The 16,162-nt window shown below is 51.0% G+C and carries 15 protein-coding genes; 4 read left to right on the forward strand and 11 right to left on the reverse strand.

Features of this window, described 5'->3' with window-relative positions; translation table 11 throughout:
* Nucleotides 1–19: 19 nt before the first annotated feature.
* Entirely contained in the window at nucleotides 20–781 is a 762-nt protein-coding gene (locus ABID13_RS01420) for an SDR family NAD(P)-dependent oxidoreductase (protein ID WP_007863607.1), read from the reverse strand.
* Nucleotides 782–926: 145 nt separating this feature from the next.
* Nucleotides 927–1,589, reverse strand: a complete 663-nt coding sequence (locus tag ABID13_RS01425; RefSeq protein ID WP_007863606.1) for a helix-turn-helix transcriptional regulator — start codon at nucleotides 1,587–1,589, stop codon at nucleotides 927–929.
* Nucleotides 1,590–2,077: 488 nt separating this feature from the next.
* On the opposite strand from ABID13_RS01425, the gene ABID13_RS01430 reads away from it, so the two are divergent.
* Nucleotides 2,078–3,508 carry an alanine/glycine:cation symporter family protein gene (locus ABID13_RS01430; protein WP_007863604.1) on the forward strand — a complete coding sequence of 477 codons (1,431 nt, stop codon included), beginning with the start codon at nucleotides 2,078–2,080 and terminating at the stop codon, nucleotides 3,506–3,508.
* Nucleotides 3,509–3,679: 171 nt separating this feature from the next.
* Here the strand turns inward: ABID13_RS01430 and ABID13_RS01435 are convergent, their stop codons facing one another.
* The 5 genes from ABID13_RS01435 to ABID13_RS01455 form a co-directional block, all read right to left on the reverse strand.
* A complete protein-coding gene (locus ABID13_RS01435) occupies nucleotides 3,680–3,817 on the reverse strand; it encodes an OadG-related small transporter subunit (RefSeq protein ID WP_007863603.1) in 138 nt (45 codons plus the stop codon).
* Nucleotides 3,818–3,859: 42 nt separating this feature from the next.
* Nucleotides 3,860–5,008 carry a sodium ion-translocating decarboxylase subunit beta gene (locus ABID13_RS01440; RefSeq protein ID WP_007863600.1) on the reverse strand — a complete coding sequence of 383 codons (1,149 nt, stop codon included), beginning with the start codon at nucleotides 5,006–5,008 and terminating at the stop codon, nucleotides 3,860–3,862.
* Nucleotides 5,009–5,035: 27 nt separating this feature from the next.
* Nucleotides 5,036–6,382, reverse strand: coding sequence for a hemolysin family protein (locus ABID13_RS01445; RefSeq protein ID WP_007863598.1), 1,347 nt, complete (start codon nucleotides 6,380–6,382; stop codon nucleotides 5,036–5,038).
* Nucleotides 6,383–6,661: 279 nt separating this feature from the next.
* Nucleotides 6,662–8,431, reverse strand: a complete 1,770-nt coding sequence (locus ABID13_RS01450) for an ABC transporter ATP-binding protein (protein WP_048930593.1) — start codon at nucleotides 8,429–8,431, stop codon at nucleotides 6,662–6,664.
* On the reverse strand, nucleotides 8,421–10,163 hold the full coding sequence (locus ABID13_RS01455) for an ABC transporter ATP-binding protein (RefSeq protein WP_045093449.1): 1,743 nt from the start codon (nucleotides 10,161–10,163) through the stop codon (nucleotides 8,421–8,423). The genes ABID13_RS01450 and ABID13_RS01455 overlap by 11 nt, the downstream gene beginning before the upstream one ends.
* Before the next feature lie 191 nt (nucleotides 10,164–10,354).
* Between ABID13_RS01455 and ABID13_RS01460 the strand changes: the two genes are divergently transcribed.
* Complete coding sequence (locus tag ABID13_RS01460; RefSeq protein ID WP_007863592.1) at nucleotides 10,355–11,260, forward strand: LysR family transcriptional regulator; 906 nt, start codon at nucleotides 10,355–10,357, stop codon at nucleotides 11,258–11,260.
* On the opposite strand, the gene ABID13_RS01465 is transcribed toward ABID13_RS01460, so the two are convergent.
* Together ABID13_RS01465 and ABID13_RS01470 are read right to left on the reverse strand one after the other, a co-directional pair.
* Nucleotides 11,202–12,053 carry a YihY/virulence factor BrkB family protein gene (locus ABID13_RS01465; RefSeq protein WP_007863590.1) on the reverse strand — a complete coding sequence of 284 codons (852 nt, stop codon included), beginning with the start codon at nucleotides 12,051–12,053 and terminating at the stop codon, nucleotides 11,202–11,204. The genes ABID13_RS01460 and ABID13_RS01465 overlap by 59 nt on opposite strands.
* A 46-nt stretch (nucleotides 12,054–12,099) precedes the next feature.
* On the reverse strand, nucleotides 12,100–12,366 hold the full coding sequence (locus ABID13_RS01470; protein ID WP_007863589.1) for an acylphosphatase: 267 nt from the start codon (nucleotides 12,364–12,366) through the stop codon (nucleotides 12,100–12,102).
* Nucleotides 12,367–12,433: 67 nt separating this feature from the next.
* Here ABID13_RS01470 and ABID13_RS01475 point away from each other — a divergent pair, with 67 nt between their 5' ends.
* Both ABID13_RS01475 and ABID13_RS01480 read left to right on the forward strand, forming a co-directional pair.
* Nucleotides 12,434–12,736 (forward strand): hypothetical protein, encoded by a 303-nt coding sequence (locus ABID13_RS01475; protein WP_048930592.1) that lies wholly within the window; start codon nucleotides 12,434–12,436, stop codon nucleotides 12,734–12,736.
* 91 nt (nucleotides 12,737–12,827) lie between these two features.
* Nucleotides 12,828–13,655 (forward strand): metallophosphoesterase, encoded by an 828-nt coding sequence (locus ABID13_RS01480; protein ID WP_007863586.1) that lies wholly within the window; start codon nucleotides 12,828–12,830, stop codon nucleotides 13,653–13,655.
* Here ABID13_RS01480 and ABID13_RS01485 read toward each other — a convergent pair.
* A complete protein-coding gene (locus ABID13_RS01485) occupies nucleotides 13,630–15,750 on the reverse strand; it encodes a M56 family metallopeptidase (protein ID WP_048930591.1) in 2,121 nt (706 codons plus the stop codon). The two genes, ABID13_RS01480 and ABID13_RS01485, sit on opposite strands and share 26 nt — an antisense overlap.
* Nucleotides 15,747–16,136: a BlaI/MecI/CopY family transcriptional regulator gene (locus ABID13_RS01490; RefSeq protein WP_007863582.1), complete on the reverse strand. Its 390-nt coding sequence runs from the start codon at nucleotides 16,134–16,136 to the stop codon at nucleotides 15,747–15,749. Before ABID13_RS01490 ends, ABID13_RS01485 begins: the two co-directional genes overlap by 4 nt.
* Nucleotides 16,137–16,162 lie beyond the last annotated feature (26 nt).

A 16,162-nucleotide genomic window follows, 5' to 3' on the forward strand; every position in this document is an offset into this window, starting at 1 on the left:
ACATTCTCCTGTCATCTGTTTAATACATTACATCCCCCAGATTCGGCCCCAGGGTCTGCCCTGTATAGAGGTTGCCATCCGGCTCTGCTGCCAGGAACACTGCGGTTGGCAGGATTTCTTCCAACTCACCAAACCTTGGCAGCACCAGCTCCGCCTCCTTGTTCTTTCTCCACTCATCGCTGACCACACCCATTAGCTGTGTCTCTATGGGCCCAGGCGCAATACAATTTGCCGTAATATTGTATTTCCCCACTTCCCGTGCAAGGGATTTGGTAAAACCGATCACACCTGCCTTGGCAGCAGCGTAATGACAGTGCTCCACGCTTCCCTTCTGTCCTACCTGGGATGCCAGATTGATGATCCTTCCAAAGTTCTGTTTGATCATAACCGGCACCGCATATTTGCATGTAAAATAATTGCTTGTGAGATCCACTGCCAGCATGCGGTTCCACTCCTGTGTTGTAATCTCTGTGAGAAGTTTGGGATTGGATATGCCGGCGCAGTTGATCAGCACATCAATACGTCCAAATTCCGCCACTGCGGTGTCGATCAGCCTTTTGGCCACCTCTTCTTCCGAAATATCTCCTTCCACCAGCACCACCCTGACCCCACAGGCTTCCAGGCTTTCCTTAAACTTTTTCATTCCCTCCGGGTCCTGCTTAAAATGGTTCAGTACAAGGTGTGAGCCCTCCTTTGCAAATATAGCAGGGAAACCGCTGCTCATCCCGTATCCGCAGCCGGCTCCCGTCATAACAGTAATTTTTCCCTCCAGTTTTTTCATGTTTTCCTCCTGATTTTTAATATGTATGGATCTTTTTTATAGATTTCCCCTAATTTAGGGTACAAAAAATACACCTTCTTCAAATCCCTGAAAAAGAATCCACTCCGGTGTATTTTATTGTGCTGCCAGTTAACGAGCTGCCCATTTATTCAGTTTTTGTTCCTGCTTCTTCCTTTTTGATCATATCCAGATAGGCGTACATGGTGTATTTGGATATTCCCAGAAATGTCTGTATACGCTCTCCTGATTTTGTTATGAGAAATGCCCCCTTATCGTTCAGATATTTCAGGAACTGGAGCTTTTCTTCCCTATTCATAACGCCTGCAGGCTTACCCACCAGCTTCTGGCCTTCCTGAAGAAGATATTCCAATAACTGATTTACTTCCGTTACAAATACTTCCTGTTTGTCAGTTGCATTGATATCATAGCGGTTCATGTCTTTCAGATAGCTTTCCAGCTTGACGCTTTCCGTAATATCCGTATTTACGCAAAGGCATCCGATCAGGTTCTCCTCATCATCTTTGATGTACAGCGAGGAGGATCTCAATATCCGGTTGTCCTTTAACTGGGTGATATAATTGAAACGATTTCCGTCCTTCACAGTGCCCTGCAGGACTTCCAGTCCCAGGTTGCTCCCCGTGCCGCCTACCTGACGGCCGGTTATATGGCCGTTTCGTATATCCACTATGGTATTGGCATAGTCCTTTTTCAGATCATGCAGGACCACCTCCGTATATGGACCCAGCTGCTGCTCCAGCATATCCATTAGCTGTGTTAAAAACTTTTTTTCATCTTTCAACTCTTTCATATCTCTGTTTCCTTTTCTGATTGTATATTAGCATACTTTTTGTCTGCCGTAAAGACTTTTTGTAAGATTATTGTGTTTTTGTTGCTTATGCAAAAATTATCAATCTCTTACTTGTGCATATTTCACTATTATTCTTTAATTCAAAACAAGTTGCAAAACTTTTTGTCTTTTTCTCTCCTTTCTGACTATCATCTGCAATGCTGGTGATCACAATACATAACATATAAAATCTTACAAAAAGTCAGGTTTCCTTCCTATTGTACCTAATATCACAGCGCGAATCAACCCCCCTCCTTTTTTTGACGCACCTACCCTGCTTTTCCGATCAGCCGCCTGGCCATATACTATTTTTTTGGTTTTATTGAATTTTACCATATTATTTTCTGTTTCATATCCCTTTTACATCCAAAAACCTTATTATCTTGCTTTTTATATATTGCTGTGCTAAATTAGTAGTATTATTGTTTCAGGAAACGGGGGATTTTAACATGGAATTGTTCAGCACCATTGTGGAGACCGTCAATGCATACCTTTGGGGAATTCCCATGATTGCTCTTCTATTTGGAACACATCTCTATCTCACGATCCGTACAGGGTTCATTCAAAGGAAGACCTTTACAGGCATCAGGCTTTCCGTGACAAGGGATCCGGATTCCAGCGGGGATATCAGCCAGTTTGCAGCACTTACCACCGCCCTGGCCTCCACCATCGGCACGGGAAATATTATAGGAGTGGGGACAGCCATTGCCCTGGGGGGCCCGGGAGCGGTCCTGTGGTGCTGGCTCACCGGTGTATTCGGCATTGCCACCAAATATGGCGAATCCCTGATCGCAGTTAAATACAGGGTCCGCACAAAGGACGGCACCATGCTGGGAGGAGCCATGTACGCCCTGGAGCGCGGGCTGAACATGAAGTGGCTGGGCATCACCTTTGCAGTCCTTGGGACACTTACCTCCTTTGGTATCGGGTGCGGCGTCCAGGTCAATGCCATTTCCAGCATTGTAAACAGCAATGTGAAACCCCTGATCACCAGCGGAGGCCTGAAAAACATGCTGGATACATATCCCTGGCTCATAAGCCTGGCAGTGGGCCTTATTACAAGTGCCATCACCTGCCTGGTCATCTTTGGGGGCGTCAAGTCCATTGCCCGGGTATGTGAAAAGCTGGTGCCTTTCATGGCTTTTTTCTATGTGATCGGGTGCCTGATCATCCTTTTTATCAACCGGGCATTTCTGGGGGAAACATTTTCCGTCATATTCCGCAGCGCCTTTACTGAGGTACGGTCCATTGCAGGCGGTCTGGTGGGTTCAGGCATCATGATGTCCGCCCGGTACGGTATTGCCAGAGGCCTTTTCTCCAATGAATCCGGTATGGGGTCCGCTCCCATTGTGGCAGCGGCTGCCCAGACCCGCAACCCGGTGCGCCAGGCACTAGTATCTGCCACCGGAACCTTCTGGGACACTGTGGTGGTCTGTCTCATGACCGGGCTGGTGCTTGTCAGCAGCATTATAGGCCATGATTCCATCAGCGTTACCAACCTGTCCGGCGGCGAGCTGACCAATGCGGCATTCAGTCTCATCCCTTATATCGGCCAGCCCATCCTGATCGTAGGTATCATCACCTTTGCTTACTCCACGATTCTGGGATGGTCCTACTACGGGGAGCGGTGCCTGGAATACCTGATGGGAAAACGGGGCGTGATCCCCTACCGCCTGGCCTGGGCCATAGTACTGGTGGCGGCGCCAATCATCCAGCTGGAGCTGGTGTGGAGCATTGCCGACACCCTGAATGCCTTGATGGCTATTCCAAACCTCATTGCCGTACTCCTTTTATCCAATGTGATCGTGAAGGACACAAAGTATTATCTGAAGCACCTGGATGAAAAGGATGAAACACCCATTCCGCTGTTGGAGGATTAGAATGTGTAGTCCTATAGAATAAAGCATTCTGCGAGCAGGATTCTCCGCCTGCAGCGGGTCGCTTCAGCTTAAAAGGGCATGATTCCCGGCAAAACTGCCGGAACTCATGCCCTTTTTCTGCTTTCTACTTTCTGCTTTCCACTTCTCTATCTTCTATCTTTTGTCTTCTATCTATTCCTCTTTGTCCTTTTTCCCTGTCACTTTTCCCAGCACCATAACCGCCAGCATGATGACAATGATCGCCGCAAAGATACCGCCCATGCCCTTCCCCATGATTTCCAGGGCAATCTCAATATTTGCCATATTCATTTTTCATTCCTCCTTGTCGCAGTCACCTGAAATCCGGTGGTTCTACAGATACTGGGTTACAATACTGATCACAAGTCCGCCTGCAATAACCGATGCAACCTGGCCCGATACATTAGTGCCCGCTGCCTGCATCAGGATAATATTGCCCGGTTCCTCCTGAGCCGCCATTCTCTGGACCACTCTGGAGGACATGGGAAATGCTGAGATCCCACATCCGCCGATCATGGGGTTTACAGGCTTTTTGCCCGCCATCTTCAGGAACACATTCACCAGCTTTGCAAACAGCACGCCTCCAATGGTGTCAAATACAAAGGCCACCAGTCCGAGGGCCATGATCATCAGAGTTGCTGCATTTACAAACTTCTCAGCCTGCATACTGAAGGATATGGTGATTCCCAAAAGCAGGGTGATCAGGTTTGCCAGCTCATTCTGTGCCGCCTGACTCAGGCTGTTGAGCACGCTGCACTCCCTCAGCAGGTTGCCGAACATGAGAAAGCCTACCAGAGCCACTGACTGGGGTGAAATCAGACCTACAATGATGGTAACAGCAATGGGGAATGCAATACGCAGTGTCTTGTTCACACTCTTTGGATTATACTCCATATGAATGCAGCGCTCCTTGTGGGTGGTCACAAGACGGATGGCAAAGGGCTGGATAATGGGCACCAGCGCCATGTACGAGTAAGCCGCCACTGCAATGGGACCCATGTAGCTGGAGCCCAGCACCTGCGACACCAGAATGGAAGTAGGTCCATCTGCAGCGCCGATGATTCCAATGGATGCAGCGTCCTTTAAGTCAAATCCCATCATACAGGCGATCAGGATTGCAGCAAAGATACCAAACTGGGCTGCGGCTCCAAAGAGAAACAGCACCGGCTGGCTTAAAAGCGGACCGAAGTCGATCATTGCTCCGATTCCTATAAACAGCAGGATAGGCATTGCCTCCGATGCCTCAATTCCTGTTTTAAACAGCCATTCTATGATGCCTGCCGCGGGCACCTTTCCCTGTACCATCTGGTCGATCACACCTGAATAGGGAAGGTTTACAAGAATTGCACCAAACCCAAGGGGCAGCAGCAGGGATGGCTCATATCCCTTTTTTACAGCCAGCCAGATCAGACAGATCCCCACTCCGTACATGATCAGCTGCTGCCATGTAACTGCCATGACTCCATCTAACAGAAAACTCATTTTCATATCCTCCTACGCTTTTTGTTCCTATTCTTCCTCTGTTTCTTCCTCTTTTTTCACTTCCTTTAGTGTCATCTTCACGTAACTGATCACACGTTCATCCATTCCCTCTATCTCATAATCCGCCTCCCCGGTAACCACGGTGATGGGAAGTTCGGCCTGGCTGGGTATGTAGCCCAGCTGTTCCATAAGATAGCCGGACAGTGTATCACAGGAACTGTCCATGTGAAGATGCATCTCCTCCTTTAGGTCAAACAGGGAAATGCTGCCTGATATCCGGTAGGTCCTGTGCGGTTCCAGCTCCAGGATCTCCGGTTCCACTTCCTCATATTCTTCGTGGATCTCGCCCACAATCTCCTCAATCAGATCCTCCAGTGTGACCATACCGGCCACGCCGCCGTATTCATCGATCAGAATCGCCAGCTTTGTCTTATTCTTCTGCATTTCCCTGAACAGGGCGTCCGTCCTCCGGTTCTCAGGCACAAAACAAGGCGGCATGAGAAGGGAGCGGATATCCAGACCGTCAAAGGATTTTCTCCTGGCTTCAATGGTCAGGGCTTTAATGGAAAGGACACCGATAATATTGTCTATATCCCCTTCATAGACAGGTATCTTGGAATGCATGGACTGCAGCACTTCATCAATATATTCTTCCATAGGGTCATTGATATCAATTGCCACCATATCCTGGCGCGGTATCATCACTTCTTTGGCCCGCTTGTCATCAAAGGAAAAGATGGATGTGATCATCTCCTTCTCAATGTCGTTGAACACCCCGGTCTCACTGCCGGTTTCCAGCATGGACTTGATCTCCTCCTCAGACACATCGGTCTCAAGGCTTTCACTGTGCATTCCGATCAACTTAAGAAAGCCGCTGGTGGAAAGGGACAGCAGTCTGATAAATGGATTCATGATTCGGGAAATGTAGTATATGGGGCGCACACAGAAAAGGCTGAAACCCTGGGCCTTCTGTAAGGCGATGCGCTTGGGCACCAATTCGCCGAACACCAGGTTAAAATATGCCAGGATCAGCGTCACCACAACGCCTGCCAGAGTCTGGCTGTAAGGCATGTTCCACGCTTCCATCTTCACTGCCAGTACCTGGGCGATACCGGTTGCAGCAGATGCACTGGAGAAAAAGCCTGCCAGTGTTATGGCTACCTGGATCGTGGACAGAAAGACTGTGGAATCCTCCATCAGCCGTTCGATCAGCGCTGCGTTTTTGTTGCCCTGCTCTGCAAGACGGCGGATCTTGTTCTTGTTGACTGAGACAACTGCCATCTCTGAGCCTGCAAAGAATGCATTGATAAGAGTTAAGATAACTAAGATTGTGATTTGGAATATAATATTGGCCGCTTCCGGGTCCGATTCCATAATAATTCATTCCTCCGTTTTTTCATATTTTTAGTGGTTTCATAGGGTATTATACATAAAAATGTGTGAATTGTCAGCTAAAGATTGTATTAAGATTGGAATTGGGAGTTAAAAGGATATGCAGGGGATGGGGATGGCGTATCCGTTCGTGAAGGGAATGGGGATGGGGCGGCGGATACGGCCGCGGGGCCGTCAGGTCTAAGGCGCCGGTAACCGGCTAAAGACAAGAGGCCGGCGCCCAAACCCGCGGCCGGCCGCTTCCTTGCTCCTGATATCGGGCTATGCACGGGCAAATTGGCTGTTGTATATCTCTGCATAAAAACCATTTTTCTCCAGCAGTTCTTCATGCCTGCCCTTTTCCACAATATGGCCGTCACGCATGACCAGGATCACGTCCGCTTCCCTGATGGTGGATAAGCGGTGGGCTACGATAAAGCTGGTGCGCCCTTCCATCATTCTGGCAAATGCTTTCTGTACCCTGATCTCTGTTCTGGTATCAATGGAGGAGGTGGCTTCATCCAGTATCAGCATGGGCGGCAGGCAAAGCATGACTCTGGCAATGCAGAGCAGCTGTTTCTGGCCCTGGGACAGATTTCCTCCGTCCTCCCTTATGACCGTGTCATATCCCTCCGGCATTCTGGTGATGAATCCATGGGCGTGGGCTTCCTTTGCTGCCTGGATGACTTCATCCTCTGTGGCATCCGGCCTCCCGTATGCTATATTCTCACGGATGGTGCCGGATTTCAGCCAGGTTTCCTGAAGCACCATGCCGTAATTGGTCCTCAGGCTTTTCCTGGTCACATCCCGGATATCCTCTCCCTCCACCCGGATGACGCCGCTGTTTACATCATAAAAACGCATCAAAAGATTGATGATCGTGGTCTTACCGCAGCCCGTGGGGCCTACGATGGCAACCCGCCGGCCCGGCTCTACCAGAAGGTTAAAGTCCTCTATCAGCTTCCTGTCAGGGGTATAGGAAAAATCCACATGCTCCAGCTCCACCCTTCCGTCCACCTGTTCCAGTTCCACTGCATCCGGCTTATCTGCCAGGATCGCTTTTTCATCGATCAGCTCAAAGACACGGGCAGCGGAAGCCAAAGCGTTCTGAAGTTCCGTCACCACGCCGGATATCTCATTAAACGGCTTTGTATACTGGTTTGCGTAACTTAGAAAACTGGTCAGCTGCCCCACTGTCATGAATCCCCGGATCGCGGCATACGCCCCTGTGATCCCCACTGCGGCGTACACCGTACTGTTGACAAACCGGGTGGCCGGATTGGTGATGGAGGAGAAAAAGGTGGCCCGCAGGCTGTACCCGGCCAGGCGGTTATTGATCTCCTCGAATTTACGCTGGGCCTCCTTCTGATAACCAAATGCCTGAACCACCTTCATATTTCCAAGCATCTCGTCTGTCAATGCCGTAAGTTCTCCCCTGGTCACGGACTGATGCCTGAACATAACAAAGGTCCTCTTTGCTATAAAGCTGGCCACAAATAGGGAGATAGGGGTCAGAAGGACCACCACCAGGGTAATGGCCGGGTGAATGGAGAGCATAAATAACAAGGTTCCCACAATGGTGAGCATGCCTGTGAACAGCTGGGTAAATCCCATGAGCAGACCTTCCGAGAACTGGTCAATGTCCGCAATGATCCGGCTGATGATATCTCCTGACGGATGGGAATCAATATAGCTGAGAGGAAGGATCTCCAAATGGTTGAAGGCCCTGGTTCGGATATCCTTCACCACCTTGTAAGTGATGGTATTGTTGATATGGTTCATCATCCACTGCGCCACAGCGGTCAGGCCTACGGCTCCCAGGATTTTCCACAGGATAGTTGTAAGCCCTGAGAAGTTCACATGGCCTGTGCTCACGATCTGGTCTACCGCCCGCCCTGTGAGTATGGGGACGTACAGGGTGAGGGCAACGGTTATCAGTGCCAGGAACAGTGACAGCATAACGCCCCATTTGTATTGTGCAATGCAGGAAAGGATGCGTTTCAGGGTGTCCATGCTCCTGCTTTTATCCAATGCTTTTGTCTTACTGCTCATCCCGTTCCACCTCCTCCTTTGAAAGCTGTGACAGGCAGATCTCCCTGTACACCTCACATGATCTCAACAATTCCCTGTGGCTTCCTATTCCAGCCAGATGCCCGTCATCCAGCACCAGGATCAGGTCCGCCTGTTTTATGGTGGTGGCACGCTGGGATACAATAAACACGGTCATGTCCTTTGTCCCCTCCCTGATGGCCTTTCTCAGCCTGGCATCTGTTGCAAAATCCAGGGCGGATGCGCTGTCGTCCATGATCAGTATCTCAGGTTCGCGGACCAGTGCCCTTGCAATGGTAAGGCGCTGCCGCTGTCCGCCGGACAGGTTCCTGCCCTCCTGGTCAATATGCAGATCCAGCCCCTGTTCCTTTTCCTCCACAAACTCCCTGGCCTGGGCCACATCCAGCGCCCTGAATATCTCCTGGTCAGAGGCATCCAGCCTGCCCCATTTCATATTGTCCCTCAGGGTTCCCTTAAACAGAACGGAGCGCTGGGGCACCATGCCGATCTTTGAGCGCAGTGCGGCCAGGGAGTAATCCCTTACATCCACGCCGTCCACCAATACCTGCCCGTCTGAGGCATCATAGAACCTGGGGATCAGGTTTACCAGCGTGGTCTTTCCCGCGCCGGTTCCGCCGATCACTCCTATGGTCTGTCCGCCCATGGCCTGAAAGGAAATATGGGACAGGGCCTCCGCGTTGGCCTTGCCGTATCGAAAACTCATGTTTTTGAATTCCACCTTGGGGGTTCCGGCATTTCCCATATTCACAGCATTTTCCTTTTCCCGGATACTGGTCTTTACCTGGAAGATCCCATCCACCCGGTTCATACAGGCAATTGCCTTGGAGATCAAAATGATCAGGTTCGCCATCTTGATCAGTTCCACCAGGATCTGCGACATGTAATTGACCAGGGCAATGACCTTGCCCTGGGTAATGATGCCGCCCTCCACCTGCTGCGCTCCTACCCAGATGACGGCCACCACAGCCACATTGATGATCACATAGGTAACGGGATTTAATAGGGCGGATATTTTTCCCACAAAAACCTGCATCTTTACCAGCTGGTCATTTTCCCCCTCAAACTTCTCAGTCTCACTTCTCTGGCGGTTAAAGGCACGGATGACCCTGACCCCCATCAGGTTTTCCCTTGTGGTGAGCAGTACCTTGTCCAGCTGTCTTTGTACGGACCGGTAAAGGGGCATACTCACCAGCATGATCCCAAATACCACCACGCAGAGCACCGGGATCGTCACCACAAAGACCATGGCGGACCGGACATCTACTGTGAAAGCCATGACCATTGCCCCAAACACCACAAAGGGGGAACGCAGCAGCAGGCGCAGGGTCATATTGACTCCGTTCTGTACCTGATTGATATCGCTGGTCATCCTGGTGATCATGGTGGAGGTGCCCACGGAATCGATCTCCCCATAGGACAAACCGCCTATATGGGCAAACAGGTCGTTCCTCAGGGCTGTGGCCATGCCGGTGGCGGCTTTTGCGGCAAAATACTGGGCGGTCAGAGAACAGGCCAGCCCAATCAGAGCCAGCAAAAGAAGGAGTCCGCCCATCTTAAGAATATAGGCATTATCATGGTTCTTGATCCCCACATCCACCATACTGGCGACCACAAGAGGCACAAACAGCTCAAAGCTGGCCTCCAGCATCTTAAACAGGGGACCCAGGATACTCTCCTTTTTATATTCCCCCATATAACCCAACAATCGTTTCATACTCAAACTCCATTCTGCCGCATATCTGCGCTGTATCTTCCTGGTTCCTGCGGCCATTGTCATGTTTCATACATTGCTTTTTTGCACATTGCCATTTTTTGCACTGTCTGGTATTATATCATAGGAATAACCATATTAAAAATATTGTTTTAATATATGTAATATATCTTTTTCATATAGGAGGCGGTGACATGAATCTAAAGCAAATGGAATATTTTATTACCATTGTAAATGAAGGAAGCATTTCAGCTGCTGCCAAATCCCTTCACATATCCCAGCCCCCGCTGAGCACCCAGATGAAACTGCTGGAGGAGGAACTGGGCGTCACACTGTTTCAGCGCGGCTCCCGTTCCATTATCCTCACCGAGGCGGGAAAACTTTTCTATGACAGGGCCCAGGGCATACTGGACATGACCGGGGCCGCCCGCCAGGAGCTGGAACAGATGGGCCGCGGGCTCCACGGCGCCTTAAGGCTTGGAATGATATCCTCAGTGGAGACAGAAGCCATTATAAACCGGATCACCGCGTTCCGCACCCAGCATCCCGGAGTGAATTTCTGTATCTATGAGGGAAATACCTATCAGCTGATGGACAAGCTGAACACGGGGCTGATCGAAGCTGCCATTGTGAGAACTCCCTTTCCAGAGGAGTCCTATGACTGCCTCTATCTGGCCGAGGAACCCATGATGGCAGTTGGAATGGCAAAACATTTCCCCGATCCCCATGCCGACAGCATCAGCCTGGGACAGCTTGCCGCCTGTCCCCTGATCATATACCGGCGCTGGGAAAATGTGCTGAACCACATGCTGCCCCATAACCGTCAGGACTATCTGTGCGTCAATGACGATGCCCGCACCAGCCTTTCTTGGGCTGATACGGGCATCGGAATTGCCATTACCCCGGCTTCTATTGCCCGGTGCACCCGCCCGGGCATGCTTTTGAAACCCATCACAACCCCCGGCTTTTCCTCCCATATCACATTGATCCGCAGAAAACACGGGACCATGTCAGCTATCTGCCGGGACTTCATCACATATTTCAGCGGCGGCTGGGACTCATACCGTCCCCTGGAAACAGTTCCTTCCAGTAATAGTTAAGCTCAGCCCCGAAAAACAGGATGCACATACAGAAATACAGCCATAAAAGCAGGAGCACGATGGCGGTCAGGCTTCCGTACATATAGGAATAATTTCTTCCCCCGATATGGTTAAAATACAGGGAAAATGCAAATGAAAAACCCATCCATCCCACGGTGGAAAACAATGCTCCCGGAATCTGTTCCCTGAACTTCAGTTTTTTATCCGGCACAAAGGTGTAGATTCCCAGGAAAAAGACCACCAGGATCATCAGGGCCCACAGCGCCCTGAAATTGATAATGTGTGTGACCACATCCGCAACAATAGGAAAGCGGCTTACCAGAAAGGCCTGGATCATATTGCCGAACACCAGAAGGCCAAGGGAAAGAATACATACCAGTATAAACACAATGGTATAACCGGAACAGATCAGACGGTTCACCACATACCACCGTTTCTCCCCATGCCCATGGACCCGGTTCAGTCCCCTGGCCACACTGAACATTCCCCTGCCCGCAGACCACAAGGCCGTGATGGCGGTAACACTGATCATGGTGGCCGGCGACTTAAGGGACAGGTCGTTTACCACACGGAAGGCCAGGGATTTGTAATCCACGGGCACCAGTCCCACGATCAATTCCATAAACTGTGCATTGCTGACGCTGGGTATCATCTGGACGGCTGTCAGCAGCAGCATGATAAACGGCACCACGGACAGAATAATAAAAAATGAAACCTGAGCCGCATACACAGTCATCTCATCCTCTGCGTATTTATCGTATATCCGTTTCACTGCCACAATTAAACCTAACATAAACTCTCCTCTGATCCTGGGGCGTGTGCGAAAATCCATCCACGCCCTAATATATTTCCCGGAAACTGCCCTCTTTAATCACGGGGATCTCCTCTGTCTCCATGTGTTCGATCCGGATAAACCGCCCCTCATGCAGACGTTCCACCAGACGGGCAACGGACTTTGGATCCCCCTGTACCTCCATCTCCACATCCCCGTCCCACAGATTCTTTACCCAGCCGGTCAGGCCAAGGGACTGGGCAAAATAACAGGAGGTGTAACGAAAGCCTACTCCCTGCACGCGTCCGGAAAATATTATGTGTTTTCTAATCATATTCACAAAATCCTCACTCCATCACATTCTTTGGCACCCCGGCAGGATATGCCTACGGGTCAATGCCGTGTCATCTTTCCATCCGGGGCTCAATGCCGGTTTATCATTTTATCCGGGGCTCAATGCCGGTTCATCATTTTATCCGGATTTGTTTGGTATCAATTATATAGCACAGGTTTATATTTTACAAGCCAAAGAAAGCCATTGCCCGATTCTGCGTATCCCGCAGGCAATGACCTTCTTCTATATGGATGTATTTGTTATGTTTCGATTTTGGGAATTTAGGCCGCTGTACACGGACGGCATCAGGCAATCCGGTCCTTCAGAAGCAGAAGGAAATGATTTCCTTTACCCGTTTTTCGTTCCGTGATATAATCCACTCATATGCCGCCCAACCGGTTCATAGACTGTTGAATATGCATGCGGCCTGCCTTTTTACTATTTAACATCCGGGGTTTAATATGAAAAAAAGAACCAGAATAACGAATCCATTTTACTGCGGACTGACGGTCCGCAGTTATACAGAACATACCCATAAAATCACCAGGCCACTGCGGGCCGCCCTGATCACAGACCTTCACAGTACAACATACGGTCCTTGCCAGGAGATACTGCTGGAAGCCATCCGCCGCCAGTGTCCCGACCTGATCCTGATGGCCGGGGATATTGCGGACCACAAAGTGCCCATTGACGGGACCCTTTTATTACTGGAAGGCCTGAAAGCGGGATATCCCTGTTTTTATGTCTCAGGCAACCACGAACAGTGGACCGGTGAAATGCCAGCCCTGTGTAAAATGTTCACGGAACATGGCGTGACTGTCCTGTCCGGAACCACTGCCCGGCTCACCCTGGGAAACCAGGCGCTGTTGATCGGCGGGGTGGATGACCCTCACGCCTACACCAATTCCCATCATGCGGTACGGCTTGACAGACGCTGGAAGGAACAGTTCTGGCACTGCTGTTCCCACACAGATGACCACATCTATTCCATCTTGCTGTCCCACCGGCCTGAATTGACCAAATACTACAGAGACAGCGGCTTTGACCTTGTTGTATCCGGCCATGCCCACGGAGGACAGGTACGCATTCCGGGCCTGGTCAATGGACTTTTGGCCCCTCATCAGGGCTTCTTTCCCCCCTTTGCCGGCGGCCAATACCAGCTGGGCAGCACTTCCATGATCGTCAGCCGCGGCCTGTGCCTGAACCATATTCCGCGCATTTACAATCCTCCGGAACTGGTGATCATAGACATCAGGCCCCAGCCTATTTTTCAAAGCCCTTCCACGTAACCTTCCATTCCCCATAGGCCTTTTTCAGTTCCAGGTTCAGATAGGTATAGCTGTCCTCCTCGCCCTTTGCATAAAACCGGTATACCGCCTCTGCGTATACCTCCTTCAGCTGCGGATCCCAGCGGATCGTCAGGTCCGCGGGTTTTGAATCATCCATGGGAACTGAATCTGAAAGTTCCCTTTCAGGAAAAGAACTGTACCTTGCCGCGTTTTTTCTGTCACCCGCCATATAAGCCTCACAGAACTTTCTTGCAGTTTCATACACGGCAAGGGAGGTCTGGCTGTCATCCAGCCTTGTGGCAACCCCGCGGGCCCCGGACTCCTCCATCACCGCAATATCCTCCACCGCCGCTTCCGGAAACAGATCCTCATCAAAACAATACAGTACATCGATCACCCTTCCCGACCTGCTCTGCACCTGGGGATCAATCATGTTTTCCTTATCTTCGGCCCGGTCCAGGGTCAGCAGGATCCTGTGATTATCGCCAAGATCCGCCGCTTCCTGCTCATCAGATCCTAAAAGACGCAGCCAGACCGCATTGGGATACAGCTGTGCCGATGCCAGGGATGCCTGTGTGTCGTCAGGGCCATGGATCACCTGGCCGGATGTATATGCCTTCAGCAGCTCCCTGTCCTTTGTCACAAACAGATAATCCACGCTCTTTCCATCCTGGGTAATGGATATCCGGATGGAACCGGCCTGTTCCGTGTTCCAGAAACTGATGACAAATACTTCGGTCCCGCTCTGAGCATATCCGTATCCCTGGTCAGGTTTCCCGTCCCCGGACAGCTTTGTTCCCTCCCTATCCTCATAGGCCGTCACCTGAACCGTGCCCCCGTTGTCATAGGAGATGGGCAGAGCTTCACCGGTCCCGGCATCCCTGCGTTCCATTGTCAGCTGGTAGTAATTCCCCCACAGCTCCGTCTTAATAAGAGCCAGCATATCGCCTTCCCCCACAGGGACCCGGGGTAATTCCCCGGCAGTCTCCTCTAAAAGACGGCTTTCGCTGTCCACAGGGGGCCGGCTTTCGCCGGCGGCTTCATCCCCCGGCTGTTCCAAAAGACTGCCTGCCACTGCATCCTGGTTTTCACCTGAGGATGTCTCCTCCAGGTTTCCAGTAAATGTACATGCTCCAAGCACTGCCACCATCAGAACCACCACGCCCGCCATGAGCCTGGTGGTTCTTGGATGCCTGGCCAGCACATGGATCCTCTCCCTGACAGTGTGTTTCCCTCCTGTCATGGTAGTAGCAGCTGAAAACAGGCTTTTCCTATCCCCGTTTTGGGCGATCAGGCTTACCAGGGTTCTTCCGTATGCATACCGCTCCTCTTCCCCCAACAGCCGTACAGCCGCCTCATCGCATGCCAGCTCACAATCTCTCTTTGACAAAATGGCTGCTGCCCATACCAGCGGATTCACCCAATAGTAACACAGCAGGACACATCTGAGAATGCCCCAAAAGCGGTCCCCATGGGCAGCATGACAGGTCTCATGAGCCAGGGCATGGCGCAGCTTCTCCTCATCACCTTCAATGGACAGGGGAAGGTAGATGGCCTCATCCGTTCCCAGGCCAAAATAGCAGGGGGATACCATCCCCTCCACAGTATAGATGCGTTCTGTCACAAAGCCCGGTGTCTTCCCATGGAATATCTTCCTTTTGCTCACCAGCATCCTGTAAAACCGGATGTTTACAACCGTCATCCATGCCCCCAGGACCAGCGCTCCCACAACCCATACCACCATGATCCAAAGCTGCCAGTCAATGCCCGCTGCCCTTTGGGCCAGGGTGACAGCCCCGTCCGCAGCATCAAAGTGATAAACATGGCCCGTGGCAACATTGTCAGCCAGATACTTAAGATCTGTCTGGGCAATCATGTTCTGTCTCACGGTCTGGGCCGCATTCATCACGCTGAACCTGGACCGGAACACATCCGTCAGCTTCTGCAGGGGATAGAACATGGGCAGTATGAGCCGGAGGGCGGCCAGTCCCCAAAGGCCATAGCGGATCTTCATGCTGATCCTGTTTTGCAGTAAAAAGCGCAGGAGGCAGACAGCCAGGATCAGTGCAGAAGAAGAAATCAGGACCTCTGTCATGGCGCTCCCTCCTCTGCTTTTCTGAGGATCTCGTAAAGCTCCTCAATCTCCTGTTTGGAAAGGGACTTGGAGGAAGCCATGGCATCCACCATCAGGCTCACGCTTCCCTCATAGACCCTCTCTAAAAATCCCCTGGTTTCCTGCAAAGCCGCGTCCGTCCTGTCAATGGCAGGATAAAACAGTTTCGCCCGTTCCCCCTCCTCATGGCGCACGGCGCCCTTTGCCTCCATGCGGTTCAGCATGGTGATCACCGTATTCTTACTCCATCCTTTATCGCCCTTAAGGGCCCTGGTGAGATTCATGATCGTCTGGGGCGGTTCCTCCCACAGCAAGTTCATGATCTTCCATTCGCCATCGGACAGATTGACCTTTTCCTTTCCTGTCATTCCAAACACCTCCGGTCTTTTGCCTG

The organism is Enterocloster citroniae (genome assembly GCF_040545455.1).
Classification (GTDB): domain Bacteria; phylum Bacillota; class Clostridia; order Lachnospirales; family Lachnospiraceae; genus Enterocloster; species Enterocloster citroniae.

What these genes read in the sequence shown, in the direction of transcription:
- ABID13_RS01470 (WP_007863589.1), bottom strand. Translation starts at nt 12,366, where the DNA reads ATGATTAGAAAACACATAATATTTTCCGGACGCGTGCAGGGAGTAGGC.
- ABID13_RS01460 (WP_007863592.1), top strand. Translation starts at nt 10,355, where the DNA reads ATGAATCTAAAGCAAATGGAATATTTTATTACCATTGTAAATGAAGGA.
- ABID13_RS01485 (WP_048930591.1), bottom strand. Translation starts at nt 15,750, where the DNA reads ATGACAGAGGTCCTGATTTCTTCTTCTGCACTGATCCTGGCTGTCTGC.
- ABID13_RS01465 (WP_007863590.1), bottom strand. Translation starts at nt 12,053, where the DNA reads ATGTTAGGTTTAATTGTGGCAGTGAAACGGATATACGATAAATACGCA.
- ABID13_RS01455 (WP_045093449.1), bottom strand. Translation starts at nt 10,163, where the DNA reads ATGAAACGATTGTTGGGTTATATGGGGGAATATAAAAAGGAGAGTATC.
- ABID13_RS01480 (WP_007863586.1), top strand. Translation starts at nt 12,828, where the DNA reads ATGAAAAAAAGAACCAGAATAACGAATCCATTTTACTGCGGACTGACG.
- ABID13_RS01425 (WP_007863606.1), bottom strand. Translation starts at nt 1,589, where the DNA reads ATGAAAGAGTTGAAAGATGAAAAAAAGTTTTTAACACAGCTAATGGAT.
- ABID13_RS01450 (WP_048930593.1), bottom strand. Translation starts at nt 8,431, where the DNA reads ATGAGCAGTAAGACAAAAGCATTGGATAAAAGCAGGAGCATGGACACC.
- ABID13_RS01440 (WP_007863600.1), bottom strand. Translation starts at nt 5,008, where the DNA reads ATGAGTTTTCTGTTAGATGGAGTCATGGCAGTTACATGGCAGCAGCTG.
- ABID13_RS01420 (WP_007863607.1), bottom strand. Translation starts at nt 781, where the DNA reads ATGAAAAAACTGGAGGGAAAAATTACTGTTATGACGGGAGCCGGCTGC.
- ABID13_RS01435 (WP_007863603.1), bottom strand. Translation starts at nt 3,817, where the DNA reads ATGAATATGGCAAATATTGAGATTGCCCTGGAAATCATGGGGAAGGGC.
- ABID13_RS01430 (WP_007863604.1), top strand. Translation starts at nt 2,078, where the DNA reads ATGGAATTGTTCAGCACCATTGTGGAGACCGTCAATGCATACCTTTGG.
- ABID13_RS01490 (WP_007863582.1), bottom strand. Translation starts at nt 16,136, where the DNA reads ATGACAGGAAAGGAAAAGGTCAATCTGTCCGATGGCGAATGGAAGATC.
- ABID13_RS01445 (WP_007863598.1), bottom strand. Translation starts at nt 6,382, where the DNA reads ATGGAATCGGACCCGGAAGCGGCCAATATTATATTCCAAATCACAATC.